The sequence below is a fragment of the Fictibacillus nanhaiensis genome (assembly GCF_036213205.1).
Lineage (GTDB): Bacteria > Bacillota > Bacilli > Bacillales > Fictibacillaceae > Fictibacillus > Fictibacillus nanhaiensis_E.
Map to the genome: position 1 here is coordinate 209,894 of NZ_JARMFC010000005.1, position 18,951 is coordinate 228,844.

Here is an 18,951-nt window from a genome sequence, read left to right on the forward strand (position 1 = left end):
CCTTATTTCACTCGTAGAATGTGTCCGCCATCAAAAAAGTAAAGATAACTTTCTTTTACAGGCTTTTTAAGTATTCTTTCAATGGCTTTTGCGTACAGATTGAGCTGCAACTCGTAACGGTTGAACAAGGTCTCTTTGGCTCCTGTAAAGCCGTTTGTAAAGCGGTTTGTGATTTTGTCCGTTTTATAATCAATCAGTATATAACCGTCTTCTTCTTCAATCAGACAGTCAATGACACCTTGTACAAGTACATGTTCATCTTCGCCTGTCCACTCTTTTTGAATCTCTGATAATGGGAGTGCCATACTAAACGGAATTTCTCGTTTCAAATCATCATTCTCTTTAATTCTCTCGCCAAGTGCCCCCTCCATAAACTGTTGAATCTGAGAAAGCTGAATATATTGAGCTTGTTCTCTTGTAAGTAGCTCTTTCATTTCCATCTCTGCAAGCTGATTTTGAAGAGATTCTAGTGTAGCTGGTCTTCTAAAGTCAACATGCTGCATGACCATATGCATTGCAGTACCAACTTCAGCAGCGTTTAACTGTTCTTCTTGCATAAATTTTGGCCGCTCATGTATGACTTGTTGGGCGGCTTTTACTAATTCTGTAGAACTGTACTCATCTGCTTGATATTGTTTTTTAATTTCTGTAACAGATTGTTTCGAACGGGTATATGTTGAGTGTTTATGTGTATAATTCCATTCCAGTCGCCGCTTAACTTCATCAAAATCATTCGTAACAAGATTCACCGTTTCATAGTTCTCTAGCCGGTTTAGCAAATCTTCTTGTTTTTCTTTCTCTTCCACTTCTAACTCTTCATATTGACTCGCTTGCAGAACGGTAATCTTCCAATCTGTTTCATCCAGATAAACTTCACCTCTGCCCCTTTCACCTGTTGCAAGAAGGGATAGGAGGGGATCTGCATTCTTATGACGGATGACTGCTCTCCCGATCCAATCAAGATAGCTCTTTACACCTGCTCTTTCAAAGTCTGGTAAAATCCAGTTTTCTTCATAGAGTGAATCGCTCCACGCATCCACAGATTTTTCTATGTCATTTACAGTGCCGACTAAATACAATTTTTCTTTAGCACGAGTAAGAGCAACATATAGTACTCGCATCTCTTCTGCGATCAATTCCATTTTCTTTCTTCCCGCAATCGCAAGCTTCGGTAATGTCGGATAGGCAATGCGGTATTCTGGATTTATATATTGAGTTCCTAGTCCAAGTTCTTTATGAAGCAAAACTTTTTCGTTCAAATCTCTTGTATTGAACTGTTTGTTAATACCTCCAACGAAAACAATAGGGAATTCTAGACCTTTACTTTTATGAATCGTCATTACACGAACAACATCTTCTTGCTCACCTAGCGCTCGTGCCGCTCCTAGATCTTTGCCTCGTTCCTGCATTCTTTCAATAAAACGAAGAAAGCGAAAAAGTCCCCTAAATGAAGTATTTTCATACATTTTGGCACGATCATATAGAGCCCTTAAGTTTGCTTGTCGTTGTTTTCCACCGGTTAAACCGCCTACGTAATCAAAATATCCGGTTTCTCGGTAGATGTCCCAGATCAAATCAGAAAGAGATCCTTGACGTGCTTGATGACGCCACATTTCCAGCTGGTCTAAAAACTTAGATACCTTCTCTTGAATTCGAGCGTTATCTCCTTTTGCACGATACAGTTCTACGGCTCCCAAATAACTATCTTGTTTTTGTTTCAATCTTATCACCGCAAGTTCTTCACCTGTCATACCAACAAGCGGGGAACGAAGAACTGCCGCAAGTGGTATGTCTTGCAGTGGGTTATCGATCACTTTTAAGAGTGACATCATGACATGAATTTCCGTCGCATCAAAATAACCAGTTGAAAGTTCAGCATAAGCTGGTATTCCTTGCTGTTTAAACTCTTCTAGTATGACCGGTGCCCATACGGAAGTTGCCCGAAACAACATGACAATGTCTTTGTATTTTGCAGGACGCAATTTTTTCGTATGTTTATCAAGAACGAGATGGGGAGAATTCCCCGTAGTTCCAACGATCTGTTTAATTTTTTCTGCTATCACTCTTGCCTCTAATTGAACGGTTTCAAGCTCTGACTTTTCTACTTCTCCATTCTCTAGACCTTCTTCATCTGTTGCAGGCTGACTCTTATTGATAAGAAGAAGTTCCGGTTCATTTCCCTCTTGCTCCGGATAATAAGTGGCACCAAGCTTTAGTTCTGCATCATCGTTGTACTCAATTTCTCCTACTGTTTCGTCCATAATCTGTCTGAACAAATAGTTTGTTGCTTGAAGTATTCCATTTCGACTTCTAAAGTTTTTGGCAAGGTCAATTCGCAAACCTTTGCCTCCTTCTTTCGAAAACTGCTTGTACTTGGATAAGAAAAGAAGTGGTTCTGCAAGCCTGAATCGGTAGATGGACTGCTTTACATCACCGACCATGAACATGTTCCCAGCTTCCTCATCCTTTGACACTAAACGTACAATGGATTCTTGGACAAAATTCGTATCTTGATACTCATCAACTAGAACCTCTACAAATCTTTCGCGGTATTCTAGAGCCGCTTCTGACGGCACCGGAGCATCCATTGAAGATCCTTCACCTTTTAATACTCCAAGACAATAATGCTCAAGATCTCCAAAATCAACAAGAGACTTTTCTTGCTTTGCTGCTAGATAGCGTTCCCCAAACTTTTTCACTAAGGAAGAAAGCTCTTTAACGACAGGTGCCATCTCTTCGATATGAACGATATACGAATCTGGGTGTCTTTCAAAATATTCTTCTTTTAATGCACCTGTCCGTTTTTTAATGCTGTCTCTCATCGCTTTTACTTTATTTTTCAGCTCTTCATCTACATCTTTCCCACGAATCGCTTTTAATTTAGGAGGATCATACGTTTGAAATTCTTCATAAAGCTCACTCCAGCTACCTTTCGCATGAAGCAACCTTTCAATAAAGAGTAGATCTTCTTGAAGAGTTTCTGCGTATGCAAGTGGCCCGCCTGAAAGCTGGCTTAGCTCTATTGCTCTTAATGCCAACGAACGTAGCCCTTCAAATTGAAGGGCTAGATCGAATAGAAGATCCTTCGTCCAAGGAAGGTCATCTATGATTGTCGCTTCAACTTGATACGTTTCTGCCATCTGATCTAGCCAGCCGTTCGGATCAGGATGACTTCGAGCAAAATCATAGAGCGATAAGATCAGTTTTTGTAGTTCTATATCATTTCGGTCAGAACTATAAGCATCGACCACTTGGTAAAAAATATGGTCTTCTCCCTTGCTATACTCTTCTTCAAATAAATCCTCTATCACTTCTTGACGAATAAGTTCTGCTTCTGTTTCTTCTGCTATACGAAAGCCTGGATCGAGATCCGTTTCATAATAGTGTTTACGAAGCACCTCAATACAAAAAGAATGAAGAGTAGAGATCGATGCTTTGTTTAACAAGTTAAGCTGTCTTCTTAAGTGAAGAGATGAAGGATTTAAAGACAGCTCTTTATCGATTGCTTCTCCTATTCTTTTTCTCATTTCAGCAGCAGCAGCGTTAGTGAACGTAACGATAAGCAACCGATCTACGTCAGCAATCTTTTCACGTATCATCGTGATGATTCGTTCGACAAGGACGGCCGTTTTTCCTGATCCAGCTGCAGCAGCAACGAGAACGTTTTCTCCTCTGGCTTGAATCGCCTGCCACTGTTCATCCGTCCAAGTGGCACCTTCTGGTTTTGGGATTAAAGTCTTCAATTCACATTTCCTCCTTCCTGATGCATTTTTTCTAGGATGACGTCATCTTTTTCTGAACGAAGTTGACGGTATTGATTCTCTTCAAGAGTTTGATCAAACTGACAAACAGGCTTATATGAACAGAACGTACAAGGTGTTTTTTTCTTCATCTCATATGGAGAGATATCGATCACACCGTTTGTAATTCCTTCTCCACTCGTTACAGCCATCTTTCGTGCATATTTTCGCATCGTGTTAAACTGCTCTCTTGAGGCTATTGAGGAATGTGACTTATGAAATCCTTTTTGAGTTAGAGCTACAGGAATGATAGAAGAACGCTTTTCCATTGTACTGTCCATAAGTTGAACTGACTCTTCCTCTGCAAGAACTAAACCTTTCATCTTAAACTTCTTTAATACTTCTTTTTCGATTTCTTCAACACTAAGCAATTTCTTTTGATTTAAAAGTGGGTTGTGTACATGAAAATATAGAACGCCTGCTGGCACGGACTCTTCACCAAGCCAACTTTCTGAATGTGTGACCGCAACATCTAGATAAGTCAGCATCTGCAGAGCAATTCCATGATACAACTCTGCCAAGTTAAGTCCTGTTGAGCTTGATTTATAATCAATCACGCGCATAAGAAGTCCTTTTGAACTTTTTGCTGTATCAACACGATCGATACGTCCGATAACTTCCATAGTCGTTCCATTCGGCAATTTATACGTTAATGACGGCAATGTTGCACCTGAAGCAAATGCTAGTTCAAGACCTGCAGGAGTGAACCCGCTCGCCTTTGCGTGCTGACTTAATATGTGAGAAGCTTTTCCGACAACTTCTTTTAACTTTTTCTTGATATAAAGATGTCTATTAGAACTTAACAGAATCTCATGCTGAAGCTGTGGTGCCAAGAGTTCTACGATATCTCCTGCCAAACGATAACAGTCCCCTTTTGAAAGATCACTCCAGGCTACACTTCTTTGTTGAAGTGAATCATTCATCTGTTTTAACGCAGCATGAAAAAGCTGTCCGATATCTGGAGCTTCAAGCTTGTACATTTGTCGTTCTTTTAGCTTTAACCCATACGACATGAACTGAGAGAATGGACAAGACTGAAAAAGCTCCATCCTCGATATGCTCGTTAAAATCTTATCTCCATAAAGGTCTCTTGATACTGATGAACTGAGAGGCGCTTCTCGATTAAAATAGAACAGAGAAGACAGAGCTCGCTTTCCATAGAAATCATACTCGTTGTCTTCGATCACCCAATTGTATACATCCCACCAAACAGAAGAGATCGGATAGCCTTTTTTCCATTCTCTGAGTTGCGTACTTAAAAAAGAGATACTCTTTATTGGATGCTGTACAAAATCCATATCGTTTTGTGAAACGGGTTCATTTTGATAAAGCTCTTCCTTTAAATTAGGGAAAAGATCATGCAATCGCTGTATGACCATAGAAGGCTGCATCGTTTTCCCTTCCTCGTCTGCAAGGGCATATGAAACAAACAGTTCGTCACTAGCATTCGTTAAAGCCAGATAGATCATAAACTGTTCATCAAGCAGCTTTCTGCGTGCCGTCGGTGCTAGGACCACACCATTTCGATCAAGCGCTTCTCTTTCATCTTCTGAAAGCAAGCCATCGTCTTTTGGCTTTAACGGAATGATTCCATCATTCACGCCAAGAACAAAATTTACTTTTACATCTGTGAAACGAGACCTTTCCATCGTTCCTACTAGTACTTGATCGAGAGAAGGAGGAACAAGTGCGAACTTAAGACTCTCAAGCCCTGTTTCAAGCATTTGCATCCACGTTTCTTTCGAAAGTTCTTCCTCACCAGTCAACTCTACCATCTCGTCGAGGAGACCTAGAACCGCATTCCAAACTTGGCCATGTTCAGATGATGACCGTAGTTTACCTGCTGATTCCGCATGAAGCCTCAAGCGTTCAAGTTTCATCGGTACATTCAAATCCTCAAGATACTGATAAAGACTTTTACAATATTGGACGATACTTTTGCTGTTTGATAGGTTTTTAGATAAACGACTCAAAGGAGATACTATCATGTCCCGCATATCGTTGATCAGCTGTTCTTTTTCATCATCACGAGTTGTCTTTCCAAAATCTTCTGCTTCGAATCCTCTAAATCTTTTATACTTCCAAGGTTTAGGATCTGTCCATTTTCTGCCTTGAATACCAAGTGCTAACACATAATTTTCAAGTTCGTCCATACAACGTCTCATCTCAGAAGTCGTTTTTCTTATCTCATCAAGCGGATAGAGCATATCTGTTTTAACAGCTCGGAAAACGGCTTCATAGCGCCAATTCTTTAAAACAATATCTAATGATGAGCGTATAAGCTCAATAAGTGGATGGTGAAGCATAGATTTTTTTTGATCAAGAAAAACAGGTATCTCATAATCTGTAAATACCGTTTCAATCAGTGTTTGATAACTACCCGAAGTGCGGACTGTTACGGCGATATCGCGATACCTATATCCGTGGTCACGAACAAGTTCTACAATTTTCCTTGCTGCTCCTTCAACTTCTGATCGAACATTTACAGCTGCAGCTACTATAACACCTTCATGCTTCGCAGATGGTATGGCCGGCCTTTGATCATACTGCTCTTCGATATGAGCGATAGCACTTGAATTAAACTTTGGCTTTTCATGAAGATAGATTGGTTCCTCAACGAATACTCCAAGTTCTTTTGCTTGTGCCTTTAGCGTCTGAGCCGTCTTTTTTGTCATATAAAACAAATCTAGCTCATGAGGTTCTGACTCCGTGGTAAAAGATTCATCGACTGTAAGTGCAATGGTCACTTTTTTGGCGTGTGCCAGTAATCCTGCTGTAACTTCTAGTTCTTGTGGAGTAAAAGAATGAAATCCATCTATGTAAATTTCACTTTCCTTTATGCTCTCGGAAAAAGGAATCTTTGCTTGGAGCAGTCGTAAGTAATCTTCTGAATCTAGGTATTTACCAATCAGTGCTTCTTCCAAGGAACTCGATATGACACTCAGATCTGATAATTTATCCTGAAGTACTTTTTTATTATTTTCTTTTTGACCGAGAGAAAGCAGTGTTTCAGCATTCCACGAAAGATCTTCTGCTGAAACACAATATCGTTTAAGTTCTGTAGTCATCAACTCAAGCAATTCGTAAAAACCACTTTGTTCAGAGGCTTTTCGAAAGATTTTAAGATCTTCTTTTTTGTGCTCGACGATTTTCCGCAGCATCATTCTTATTCCAGTAGATGTGATGTGCATTCTTGTCAAACCACCGGTTTCACCAAGAATACGCCAAGCAAGCCTTGAAAAACTAAAGACTTGCGCACGCATCATTCCGGATAATTCTGGCGTTGATGCAAGCTTATACTCTGATTGAAAGGTCATCTGATCTGGCACAAGATAGATGATCGGATTTCCTGAAGGACGGTCTTTAAGTTCTCGTTGAATCTCCTTAAATACAGAGTGGGACTTTCCGCTGCCGGATCGTCCCAAAATAAATTGCAAACTCATTATGTTCATCCCCTGTTCCGCACTTAAATTCTAAATCTATTATCTCATAATCTACTATGACATCAAAGGCTACGACCTTTAAAAAGAAGCACTTCCTCCTGGTAGTTATAGGATAATTCTGTATACGGATTTTATCGTTGAAAGGCAACCTCATAAATAACTAAATCACGTAAAAAAGGAAAACCGCTACATCGATAGCTGATTTTCCTCCATTGTGACCGTATCCAATTTTAACGTATTTCTTCCTGCCGCCTTTGCCTCGTATAGCAGCACATCAGCTCTTTGAATCATTTGCGAAGGCTTCTCACCTTCTACATAACTCGCAATGCCATAACTAAGTGTAACAGGTAACTCATTATCACCTGATATATACGGAAAGGTTTCTAAATGCTTATTGATCGTTTCAATCGCATTTTTCACTTCTGTTCTGCATGTAGTATGGAGAATCCAGGCAAACTCTTCTCCACCGTAACGATATGCTTCTCCTTCTTTTAAAGAAATGAAGCGTTTAAACGTTGCACCTACAAGCTTGAGCACCTCATCACCAATTAAATGGCCGTGCTGATCGTTAAACATTTTAAACCGATCAATATCACATAACACAAGTGTAAAAGGTTTATTCTGTTTTGTTTTTTCCAATACGTCCTCTTGAAATTTCCGATGATTCAGCAAACCTGTTAAATAGTCTTGTTCAGATTGAAGCTGATACATATTCTTCTCGAAATAATATTGTCTTTCTTTAGAAGCAATCACACCGCCATAAAAAGCGATCAACCATAAGAAGATACTCTTCATTAAAAATTCAAAGGAAGAGAGGGTGTTCAAATACCCACTATCTCTTATAAAAAAGTAACAGAGAATGGTAAAACTCACTGTTCCTACTATAAAAGCGCCCTTTAACCTCCAATACAGAGCAGCATGGATAACGATTAGGTAACCAACAGCAACAAACGGACTATCAGCTCCACCAGTAAGCTGCATCAACCAAGCATAAGCAAGACAATCAAAAACAATTCCACCTCTTGTAAAAACACGGTAGTACAGTGACGACTCTGGCAATCGGTGTAATACAATTTGTGTGGAGGTCATATATATGATGCCAATTATAAAGAGGATTGGAAAAGTATCCGTTTCATAATTCAGGACGTTAGATATAGGTTGATAATAAAAAACAGGTATACAAAGAATTAAAAAGAACCACCGTAATAAAGAAGATATGGTTTCAGAACGGTGTTCCGTAATCGTAAATGAATCTTTCATGCCCTCAACTTCCTTTACGTTATACGATCTGCGAAAAATATAGCAGAAAGGCCCAATACTACAGAATCAAATCAGTGTTTTTTTCTCACTTCTAGCTCTTTTGTTCGTGTACATACGCTCATCAGCAAGCTGGAGATAATAGTCTATGTTTTCGCATGCATCTGCAAGTAATTCTATTGCACCATATGCTAATGAGATAGATTCATTCCAAACGATAAGCTGACTCTCTAACTTTTCGGTTAAGATGTACGCTTCATCTTCAGTGATTCCAGGTAAGAGAAAAACAAATTCATCTCCACCGAATCTAAATCCAGAGAACAATTTTAATCGCTTTGAAAGTTCTGCGATCTGCTGGAGGATCTCGTCACCTGCGTGATGCCCTAGCTCATCATTGATTAGTTTAAAGTTATTTATATCAAACATGACAAGCGTAAGAGGAAGTTTTAGTCTAATTGCTTTTGCCAGCTCTTTTTCTAAACAGTCATAAAAGTAACGACGATTATACAGATTCGTTAATGGATCACGAATGCTAATCTCCTTAAGGTCTTTAAACTGTTGAGAAGAGAAACCGCTTAAAAACCCTGTGACCGCATGATGAGAAATCCGATTCCAGCGATCTAACATAAATAGTTGTATCACTAAAGGCTCGTTCATCGTTGCTTTTTTCACTTCAAATAAAACAGATTCACTAATACTCGTTGTAAAACACGCAAGTGCTTGATGCGGAATTCGTTGATGCCTTAAAAAATGAATACCTGACCGAAACGCTTTCTGCTCTCCTTGTTTTAAAAACGACTCAAATCGTTCTTCTTCTAAAAATACAGCGTGCACGGTCCCGCGCAAAAATTTCTCTAGTATTTTTTCGTATTGCTCAACAAAACCGTTTAGAAACGTATGAAAGTCTTCATTTTTTCTTAGATGCTCTTTGTGTTTATGTATCATAGCTGGAATAGACTTCATAAATTCTGGTAACAACGTTTTTTTGAGTGTGCGCAAGTCTAGTTGGAAGTTTTCCATTCTACAACCCCTCAAATCCTCAAAAATTACATACAAAAAGCCATCACCTAATAAAGGGAATGGCTTCAATTTATGTTTTAGATACTTTCACCCTCTATGATTACAATATTCCTGTAGTATGACTACAAAATCCATGAATAAAGCTCATAGAAACGCTAGTGTCTAAACACGAGTCCGTTTCCCTTTGGCAACCGGCTGCCATTGCATGTCCACCATACTTTAGGCCCATAGCTTTGCGTCCCAGCTTTTCAACTGGTTTGCCCTTAATAACAAAGGTTTCTATTGATTTATAGTTATTATATCCTACTAAGGTAATTTTAGCCAATGATTTTAATGGTACTTTAATACTATTATTTTCGACTGGTTTTTTTGGATATTTTTAACTTTCTATAGTACCTATACCCAATCCTGACTCCATTCAAAACAAAATAAGGAATCTTTATTGGAAAGTGATAAAGCGTTTTTTTGTAAAAAGCGAAATATGCTCTCCGCAAATCTTTCCATTTCCTGCAAGTTTCGTCTTGACTAAAGTCAGAAACGTCTACAATAATACCTCTATTATTTGATATCATTACATTTTTCCCATGTACATCATTAGGAAACAATCCCTTGTCTCTTGCATGCCTCACTGCCTCATCGATGTCATAAATTATATTTTCATGAATCTTTACACCTTTATGCACACAATCATACAAAGTCATTCCTTCAATACGCTTTAAAATTAAAAAGCGTTGTTCAGAATAATAACATACAGAAAACCCAGGGTGCGTACCTAGTCGATCATAGACCTTTTTTTCCTCTAATAATTCGTGCTCATCCCTGCCATAAATCTTAACTACATAAGCTGGGTGATCAGGATGTGAAAAAACCGCTGCATAGTTCCCACAACCTAGCATCTGCCAAGGGTGTGGAGTATTCACCGGACATACCGGATCAAAAGGGCTGCGAGTTTCAATCATTATTTCCCTGTTCAATTGTCTAGCTAGCTGGATAAAGTGTTCCATAAGGTTCCTCAATTCAAATTCTAATCCTACTATCATCATATGTTTCTGCAATACGTTCATTGTATACAGATGTTATAGAAAATGAAACTTGCATGCTTTACCCATTATTCTATGGTCACTTGAAGGTAAGAAAGCATGAGTGTTTCAGCCTTGTTTTTTAGATGAATGTTTGGAAACCTCATAATTTCACGGTATCCCCTTATAAAGATTTCATATTCAGTAATATCTTCCTCACGTCGTGCATCCATTACTTTAATTCTTCGTTTTCTCAATTCGATTCTTACATCAAAAAGATCCCTGCTAATCTGATTCATAATTTGTTCTACTAATGCAACGTATGGCTGTCTCAATTTAAATGGAGAGCCGTAAATAATCTGCAGATCGCGATTAAACACTGTAAGTAAAATCGGATACATTACAAATTTTTCAATAAGCGAACGCTCTTCTTCGCTTCCATATTGCACGACGATCCCCCCAATCTTCAAGAAGGCAAAAAACGTGATTGTACGGATAATATATTTCTTATGTGAAAAGATCGAATCTGCTTTTTTGCTGAACAGTATGCCTTTATTGTGTGACCATCGAAAGAGTATGGAATTACAAAACGGTGCGAGATATCGCCTTGTTGTGAGAGGTAGATCATTTCTATTCCAACCCGTTCTTTAATGCATCTCATTAATAAGTTAGTCATGAAGCAACCTCCTTTTTTATATTATATGCGAACATGCGTTCTTTTTATACTAGAAAATAATACCTGCCTTTATATGAAAGCAAGTATTATGGTTCGTTATGTTGTTAAGAGTAATCAATATGAACAGCAAATCCTGCAGATTTAGCTTTTCGAGAAAGCTTCTGTGCATTTTCTCTAGATTTAAATGCACCTATTTGCACCTTATAAAGCTTTCCTTCTTCAGTAACTAGCTCTTTAAACTCGTGCTGATTAACAATAAACTTTTTAAGCTCATACTTAACATCCTCTATGAAGAATGGAAAAGTCTTACCGTATTTGTTAAAACAGTTTAAAGGATCTGTTCGTCTTTTTGGGTCTAATTGAAAGTGCCCTTTTATATCTCGGTCAGGGTCCCATTCGTACTTCTCACATAAATAAGCAAAATACCATACATAACGACTGTATGCTTTGTTAAAATCGATAGATGGTCCATAGCATAACTCCACTCCAATTCCCCATTCATTCGCATCTGATACGTTAGAGCGGACGTGCCAAGCTTTTTCTTGTAGTGGGATAATCATTAATATCTGTTTATCATCTATGAATACGTGAGCAGAAGCATCTAACTGTCTGCTGTTAAAATATTCATAGTTCTGTTGAGCCGTTGAATTAGGGTTACCAGTATCGTGTGCAACCGCATAACGTGGTATACGATTACCTCCTGGACGCTGATTCCATTCTTTCTTAATTAGTTTATTGATGATCTGATACTTTTCTTTCACACCTACACCTCCCATTTAGTTAAATTAGAAGTGTTTGTTTTATACAAAAAAAGAGCCATCACGGCTCATTTTTTTTACAATCCACCTGGTTGTGATTGTGTTGCGATCGCCCAAACCCAGTAAGCTGCTCCAATCAAAAATCCAAAGCCTAAAAGCACAAAAAATAATGTTGAATTTTTCATAATCTGTATCTCCCCAAACCTTTTGCTTTCATTCTTATTAAATATAAATTATCATATACTAGTAGAAGAAGAAACAAAAAGCAAGGGTGTTAAAATGGAAAATAGAGAACAAACCCCATTAAGAAACGAGTTAGAGCGTGAATTGGAAATGAGTTTACGCAGACTTTTTCGCACGTTAAGAAAAGGTTTAAATGAAGTGTACTCAGATTATATTCCAAGCAATGAGTTCGCTGTTCTTCAGACTTTATTTATTCAAAGTCCACTAATGGCTTCCGAAATTGCTAATGAATTAAAAGTTTCATCAAGCCATATTACCGCAGTTACTGATCGGCTTGTTGGCAAGAATTATATTCAGCGTGTACGATCAGATTCAGACCGTCGGATCGTCTATTTGGAAATTACTGAAGACGGCAGAGAGATCGCACAAAAAATGGATAACATTAAAAATAACTACCTAGAAAAAAAATTTGCTGCTTTAACAGATGAAGATGTAAAGCGAATGATAGAATCTTCAACAAAACTGCTTGATTAATAAAGCAGTTTTATTTTTAACAAATAATTAACATTGTGAATTATTCACGACGTGAATAGGAGGGTGATGCATGGAACATCTAGAAATGCGGCGGAAAGTTATAATTATGATTTCTATTATGTCTGCTATGCTCTTTGCAGCGTTAAACCAAACAATTGTTGGTACGTCCTTACCTAAAATCATTGCTGATCTTGGAGGAATTGAATACTACAGCTGGGTTTTCACGATTTTCATGCTCAGTTCAAGTATTACTGCTATTTTGGTTGGAAAACTATCAGACATCTATGGAAGAAAACCATTTATCCTTTTAGGAATCGGTGTTTTTACTGCAGGATCACTTTTATGCGGCATTTCCGGAAGTATCTTAGAACTCATCTTATATAGAGGGGTTCAAGGTTTTGGTGGAGGTATGATCATGTCGACGGCTTTTACAGCAGTTGGTGATTTATTCCCGCCTCGCGAACGCGGCAGATGGCAAGGGATTATGAGCAGCGTTTTCGGTTTAGCAAGTGTGTTTGGCCCTACATTGGGAGGATACATTGTCGATCACTTTCATTGGCACTGGGTGTTCTGGATCTTTCTACCCTTTGGCCTTGTCGCTTTTGCTGCTATATACTTTTTATTTCCTTCTGTACAAAGAAAAGAGAAGGAGTCTATTGATTACACAGGTTCACTGCTACTAACGTTAACAATGGTCCCCCTTCTCCTTTCATTCACATGGGCAGGAAATCAATATGACTGGATATCTCCAGAGATCATCGGACTTTTTTCAGTAACGATCATAGCTTTCTTTTTGTTTGTGCTAACGGAAAAACGTGTTTCAAGTCCCGTACTACCACTTGATATGTTCAAAAATAAAGTGTTCACTGTTTCTAATATAATCGGATTCTTTTTAGGTGCAGGCATGTTTGGATCTATCATGTATATGCCTTTCTTTATACAAGGAGTGATGGGAACATCTGCTACAAAATCTGGCTTTGTAATGATGCCATTAACACTTGCTATGGTTGCTGGAAGTACGATAAGCGGGCAGATCATAACAAAGACAGGTAAATACAAGAACTTGGCTATGCTTGGATTGTTCATCATGGTCAGTGGTATGACTAGCATGCATTTTATGGATACTCAAACGACAAATACAACAGCAATCATCAATATGATTCTCGTAGGATCAGGACTTGGAATTGCGTTTCCGATCTTCACCTTAACTGTACAGAACGCAATAGAGCATAAGTATTTAGGTGTTGCGACTTCTTCTGTTCAGCTTTTCAGACAGCTAGGTGGTACGATTGGTGTTTCAATCATGGGAAGTGTTATGAATAACTCTCTAGCCAATCATTTTAACAAAGAGTCTCAAAAACTAGTCTCGTCTTCTTCTAGTGTTACACCTGAGATGGGCGAGAATATTAAAGAGCTTGCCAATCCTCAAGTGTTGCTGAATCATGAAGCTGTTTTGGAGAAATTTAGTGCGTTACCACCGGAATCTTTAAACGTTATTAAACAAGTACTTGGGATATTGCGTGAGTCATTGAGTTATGCATTAAACGGTGTTTTCTTAACTGGTGCAATCGTTATTGGCACTGCATTCATATTAACTTTATTCTTCTTGAAAGAAATACCACTAAGAACTTCAAATGAAGAAAAGAATGAGGCAAGTGAACAAGCAGAAAAACGGAAGCTTGGTTAACAAAAGAGAGACGGCAGAATCGAAAGCAATCAATTCTGTCGTCTTTTATTATTTCCTTAGGCTGTTTTTAGTGTTAATGCTTATCACACTGTCCCTTGCTGCTTTTGTGAATCAGTTGTTTGGAGTGGGTAGTTCATACTCCAATGACCAATATCGTAAAAGCCTAAACGTTTATAAATTGAGCCTGCTTTTGGGTTATCATAAAAAAGACAGAGTGTTTTTCCTTCAGCTAGAATATCGTAACATAGCGCTTCCATACAAAGTGAGGCATACCCTTTGTTTCTTTTTTCAGGATGTGAACAAACGCCGACAATCATCGCTGACAATGAATTTTCAGCCGTAGAAGATGCACAAGAAACCACTGTGTCCTCTTCTTTTATAAAGTAAGTACGTCCTGTTTTCGTCGTTAATGCCTGCTCCAAGCTTTCTTTAGCAGTTTTTCCAATTGAGAATTCCTTGATCAAGTATTTCAATTCCATGAGACTTTCTACGTCATTAATATCTGCTTGTCTTATATTTTGTCTTGAGCTATTTTTGTTTAATGCTTTAGCGTCCACCAATTCAGCAAAATACAGTTCTTTTGTTCGCTCAATATTTAGAAAAGGAACAAACTGCTCGGTAATTTCCTTTTTTCCAGAAAGCATTTCGTAACTTTTATCTTTATTAATAATTTCTGAAAATGCTTTTGCGTTAATTTTTCCTTTTCCATAAGGAAGATAGTTTCCTTTATAACGTAGAAGAATACCGGTGATAGATTCTTTATCATCAACATCTGCCCAGACTTCTTGTGAATCTGTTTCATAACCAAAGTTCTCAATATCAGCAATAATAAATAAGTTTAGTGCGGGTTCTTCACTTAAATAGTCCATAACCTTTTCGTGCCACGTTTGATCCATCTTAACTATCATCTGTAAACTCCTCCTTAAGTTGTTTTAATTTTATCCGTAAATTGGAAAAATGCAACATTTTTTTATAATAAAAAAAATCAGTCAAACGACTGATTTTTATCAACACCTTATTTGTTTCAATGGAAGAGATAGCTTTTATTTACAGCAAGTATGATAAGAACATTGTTGCAGTACCAAAGTATACCAAGAGTGAAAAAATATCATTCAATGTTGTAATAAGTGGTCCCGATGCCACCGCTGGATCAATCTTAAATCTATAGAGTAATAACGGAATAAGTGTTCCTGCAAGCGTACCAATTATCAATGTAAAGAACAAAGAGCTGCCTACAACAAGTCCCAATATTAGATTACCTTTCCATAGAAACGCTACAATTGAAATTAGAATTCCGCATGTAATTCCTATAATAAACCCTACACCAAATTCTCGGAGAATTAATTTCACAATGGTCGGCCGGTCGATGTCATGAGACACAAGTCCACGAACTACAACCGCAAGGGACTGTGTACCTGTGTTCCCTGTCATACCCGCAATCATTGGCATAAAATACGTAAGTGCGACCGCGCGTTCGATCGTTCCTTCAAACGTACTAATAATACTCCCAGATAGAATCCCGATAAACAGAAGTAGAATAAGCCAGGGCAGTCTTCTATATGAAGCTACAAGGGCACTTGTTTGAAAATCAATGGATTTACCCGTTGCCGATAACTTCTCGATGTCTTCATTCGCTTCTTCAATTAGTACATCGAGTACATCATCGACTGTGACAATTCCGATCAAACGATCATGTTCATCCGTTACTGGGACCGCAATAAAGTCATAGCGCTCAATTGTACGGGCCACTTCTTCTTGGTCTGTCTCTGCGGGTACAGAGATAACCCGGCTGTACATGATCTCTTCTATCTTCTCATCCATCTCTGCTAATAAAAGATCACGATAAGAGACAACTCCAACAAGCTTTCTATCATTATCAATTACGTATAAGTAATAAATATTTTCTGCGAATCCAGCAAAAGTCTTTAGCTTTTCAACCGCATCTCTGACAGTGTAAACTTGAGGAATCCACACAAACCGGTTCGTCATGATTCCACCAGCAGTATCTGAATCATACTGCATTAGACTTTGAACCGTTTTCGATTCGTCTGCTTTCATGGAAGACAGAAAATCTTGGATCTCATTAACATCCAAATTGCCGAGAAGATCGGCCAAATCGTCATTTTCCATTAAGTTCATGATGTGAGATGATCGTTCAATGCCGAGCTTATTCAGTATTTCCATTTGAAGATCACTTTCAAGCTCTTGAATCAAGGATGCAATCTGTCTCGTGGTTAAGAAGGTAACAAACTTATGTCTGTGCTTCTCAGGCAAATTTTTATAAACATTTGCAATATCATACGGGTGAAGTTCATCGATTAAAAGCTGAAATTCCTTTTTCCGCAACTCTTTTAAGTTTTTTATGACATATAAAAGTATCTGGTTTTCTGACATCTCTTTAAACAAGGAACGTCACCTCCTTATAAAAGTACTTCACCATTATAAGTGATTTTTCTAACTGTGACTATGGTATCGTATTTAATCTTTTTATGGGTCGTCATCATTTTGGATAAACAAAAAAACCACTTAGCATAAAGTGGTTTCATCATTTAAATCTGTCTTCTATTTATTTTAACCAAAGGTAATCCAGAGAATAATCTCCTGCACCTATTAAGGCGACTCCAACCACTACGGCAATTAAGACAAGGTTGAATTCATAGCCGTTCGCTGTTACCCAAAATCCATTCTGTAAGTGCACTTTAACCGCAGCCACCAGCATCGTTCCAGCGATCAGCACAGCACCAATTTCGGTGAATAAACCTGCAGCAAACAAAACTCCACCGCCAAATTCAGCCAGACCTGCTAATAGAGCCATCGTATAGCCTGGTTTTATACCAATAGATTCCATCCAGCCTCCGGTTCCTTTTAATCCGTAGCCACCAAACCACCCAAACAACTTTTGCGCTCCATGTGCCGCTAGTGCTAGACCCACAACTAATCGAATAATAAGTAATCCTAATGAAACCATCTCATAATCCCCTCTTTCTTTTCGTTTTTTTTACTTACTTTATGTTAGTATATTACAATGAGTAACTTTTATATGTCAAGTTACTTTTAAAAAATAATCTTAGGTGCAAAAAAAATTACCGCTCTTCTCCCTAAAGAATATGCGGCAATGTTTATTTTAAGCTTGTTCTGTTAAAATAATTGGTCCATCTTTCGTGATGGCAACGGTATGTTCATATTGTGCTGATAGACTTCCATCAAATGTGACTGCCGTCCAGCCATCTTGCATCAAACTAACATGTGGCCGCCCTTGATTGAGTATAGGTTCGATGGTTATAACCATACCTTCTTTTAAAGTAATACCCGTATTTCTCTCCCCCACATGATGAACTTGAGGTTCTTCATGTATGGCGCGACCGATACCATGGCCAATAAATTCTCGAACGATTGAATATCCTTTATTCTCCGCATAGGACTGGATCGCATGACCGATATCACCTATACGATTACCTACTTGAGCTTCTTCTATTCCTATATATAGAGCTTTCTTTGTTGCGTCCAACAAAGCTTGAGACTTCTTAGAAGCGTTCCCAACTGCATACGACCATGCAGAATCGGCTAGCCATCCGTTCAAATTCACGACAAAATCAATCGTTACGATATCTCCGTCTCTTAACGCTCTTTTATTCGGAAGCCCGTGACAGACTTCATCATTCACAGAAGCACAAGTTGCAAACGGATAGCCCATATATCCTTTTTGAGCAGCCTTTGCTCCATGGCTAAATAAATAACTTTCAACAAATTGATCTAGTTTCAACGTTGTTGTGCCAGGTGTAACTAATTTACTTAATTCTTTATGACAGGATGCGAGCAATCTTCCTGCTTCCTTCATCTTTTCAATCTGCTTTTGTGACTTGATATTGATCAAAACAAAGTCTCCCTTCCTCTTTTTTAACTATATTCAAGGAAAAAGATCTTCGTGAAAGCAAAAAAGCACCTAGCGCTTTCATCACGCTCGGTGCTCAGATTCTTTTAGTCTTGATTCAACTATTTTTCCACCTAGCCACAATACAAATATACCAAAAGCGATCATCCCGAGCTTTAAAGGACTCTTCAACACATCAACAAAGTCATATCCAATAAATGAAACGATTGCGATCATCACCAATTTACCGAGAGTCAACGCTAGCAGAAATGTTTTCATATTAATTCGAGATAAACCGCCTACTACGTTAACAAGAGCAGATGGGGTAAACGGAAAACAATAAATGAGAAAAAGCATACCGAAGCCGTGCCTCTCAACCCATCCTAGCATTCGTGTTGTGTTTGTATGTCTGTTTAAAAAGTTCAAAAATCGCTTCTGACCAAATCGTCGTACTAGTAGAAACACAATGATAGAACCTATGCAAACCCCAATCCACGAATAAAGAAAGCCTAACCAAAATCCATATGCCGCTGCATTTCCCGCTACAAAAATGAAAAGTGGAAGGATCGGCAAAAATGATTCAAGCATAGGTAGCAATATTCCTGGCAAGAAACCTAGATCTTTATATTGATCAAGTAGTTCCAATATATTTTTTTCAGTAAAATAGCGTTCCCAGTTTCGCCAGTCCATCAATTGTTCACCC

At 38.3% G+C, this 18,951-nt stretch carries 15 protein-coding genes, 1 pseudogene and 1 riboswitch; of the genes and pseudogenes, 2 read left to right on the top strand and 14 right to left on the bottom strand.

Translation table 11 applies throughout. The features are described 5' to 3' along the window. Positions 1-2 precede the first annotated feature (2 nt). From addA to P4V41_RS05590, 9 genes and pseudogenes are all read right to left on the bottom strand, one after another. Entirely contained in the window at positions 3-3,743 is a 3,741-nt protein-coding gene (gene addA, locus P4V41_RS05555) for a helicase-exonuclease AddAB subunit AddA (RefSeq protein WP_328083797.1), read from the bottom strand. Then, entirely contained in the window at positions 3,740-7,243 is a 3,504-nt protein-coding gene (addB, locus tag P4V41_RS05560) for a helicase-exonuclease AddAB subunit AddB (RefSeq protein WP_328083798.1), read from the bottom strand. The genes addA and addB overlap by 4 nt, the downstream gene beginning before the upstream one ends. A 186-nt stretch (positions 7,244-7,429) precedes the next feature. Further along, positions 7,430-8,503, bottom strand: a complete 1,074-nt coding sequence (locus tag P4V41_RS05565; protein WP_328083799.1) for a GGDEF domain-containing protein — start codon at positions 8,501-8,503, stop codon at positions 7,430-7,432. A 66-nt stretch (positions 8,504-8,569) separates the two neighbouring features. Continuing rightward, the gene (locus tag P4V41_RS05570) at positions 8,570-9,520 is read right to left on the bottom strand and encodes a GGDEF domain-containing protein (protein WP_328083800.1); all 951 of its coding nucleotides are present in this window, start codon (positions 9,518-9,520) and stop codon (positions 8,570-8,572) included. A 183-nt stretch (positions 9,521-9,703) separates the two neighbouring features. Then, positions 9,704-9,792: riboswitch (cyclic di-GMP riboswitch) on the bottom strand. Positions 9,793-9,870: 78 nt separating this feature from the next. Continuing rightward, positions 9,871-10,524 (bottom strand): serine/threonine protein kinase, encoded by a 654-nt coding sequence (locus tag P4V41_RS05575; RefSeq protein ID WP_328083801.1) that lies wholly within the window; start codon positions 10,522-10,524, stop codon positions 9,871-9,873. Positions 10,525-10,628: 104 nt separating this feature from the next. After that, positions 10,629-10,988, bottom strand: coding sequence for a hypothetical protein (locus P4V41_RS05580; RefSeq protein WP_328083803.1), 360 nt, complete (start codon positions 10,986-10,988; stop codon positions 10,629-10,631). Positions 10,989-11,005: 17 nt separating this feature from the next. Then, positions 11,006-11,215 (bottom strand): hypothetical protein, encoded by a 210-nt coding sequence (locus P4V41_RS05585; RefSeq protein WP_328083804.1) that lies wholly within the window; start codon positions 11,213-11,215, stop codon positions 11,006-11,008. 104 nt (positions 11,216-11,319) lie between these two features. Then, positions 11,320-11,505, bottom strand: a complete 186-nt coding sequence (locus P4V41_RS21635; RefSeq protein WP_419181291.1) for an SPOR domain-containing protein — start codon at positions 11,503-11,505, stop codon at positions 11,320-11,322. Beyond that, a pseudogene (locus tag P4V41_RS05590) lies at positions 11,494-11,958 on the bottom strand (peptidoglycan recognition protein family protein); the annotation flags it as partial. The gene P4V41_RS21635 and the pseudogene P4V41_RS05590, both read right to left, overlap by 12 nt. Positions 11,959-12,252: 294 nt before the next feature. Here P4V41_RS05590 and P4V41_RS05595 point away from each other — a divergent pair. Both P4V41_RS05595 and P4V41_RS05600 read left to right on the top strand, forming a co-directional pair. Beyond that, on the top strand, positions 12,253-12,690 hold the full coding sequence (locus tag P4V41_RS05595; RefSeq protein WP_328083807.1) for a MarR family transcriptional regulator: 438 nt from the start codon (positions 12,253-12,255) through the stop codon (positions 12,688-12,690). Between the two features lie 70 nt (positions 12,691-12,760). After that, positions 12,761-14,377, top strand: coding sequence for an MDR family MFS transporter (locus P4V41_RS05600; protein ID WP_328083808.1), 1,617 nt, complete (start codon positions 12,761-12,763; stop codon positions 14,375-14,377). Between the two features lie 83 nt (positions 14,378-14,460). Here the strand turns inward: P4V41_RS05600 and P4V41_RS05605 are convergent, their stop codons facing one another. From P4V41_RS05605 to P4V41_RS05625, 5 genes are all read right to left on the bottom strand, one after another. Continuing rightward, the gene (locus P4V41_RS05605) at positions 14,461-15,285 is read right to left on the bottom strand and encodes a GNAT family N-acetyltransferase (protein WP_328083809.1); all 825 of its coding nucleotides are present in this window, start codon (positions 15,283-15,285) and stop codon (positions 14,461-14,463) included. 139 nt (positions 15,286-15,424) lie between these two features. Beyond that, positions 15,425-16,783: a magnesium transporter gene (gene mgtE, locus P4V41_RS05610; protein ID WP_328083810.1), complete on the bottom strand. Its 1,359-nt coding sequence runs from the start codon at positions 16,781-16,783 to the stop codon at positions 15,425-15,427. Positions 16,784-16,943: 160 nt separating this feature from the next. Continuing rightward, positions 16,944-17,345 carry a DoxX family protein gene (locus P4V41_RS05615; protein ID WP_328083811.1) on the bottom strand — a complete coding sequence of 134 codons (402 nt, stop codon included), beginning with the start codon at positions 17,343-17,345 and terminating at the stop codon, positions 16,944-16,946. A gap of 156 nt (positions 17,346-17,501) precedes the next feature. Continuing rightward, on the bottom strand, positions 17,502-18,251 hold the full coding sequence (map, locus tag P4V41_RS05620; protein ID WP_328083812.1) for a type I methionyl aminopeptidase: 750 nt from the start codon (positions 18,249-18,251) through the stop codon (positions 17,502-17,504). Positions 18,252-18,332: 81 nt separating this feature from the next. Then, the gene (locus P4V41_RS05625) at positions 18,333-18,938 is read right to left on the bottom strand and encodes a TVP38/TMEM64 family protein (protein WP_328083813.1); all 606 of its coding nucleotides are present in this window, start codon (positions 18,936-18,938) and stop codon (positions 18,333-18,335) included. Between the last annotated feature and the right edge of the window lie 13 nt (positions 18,939-18,951).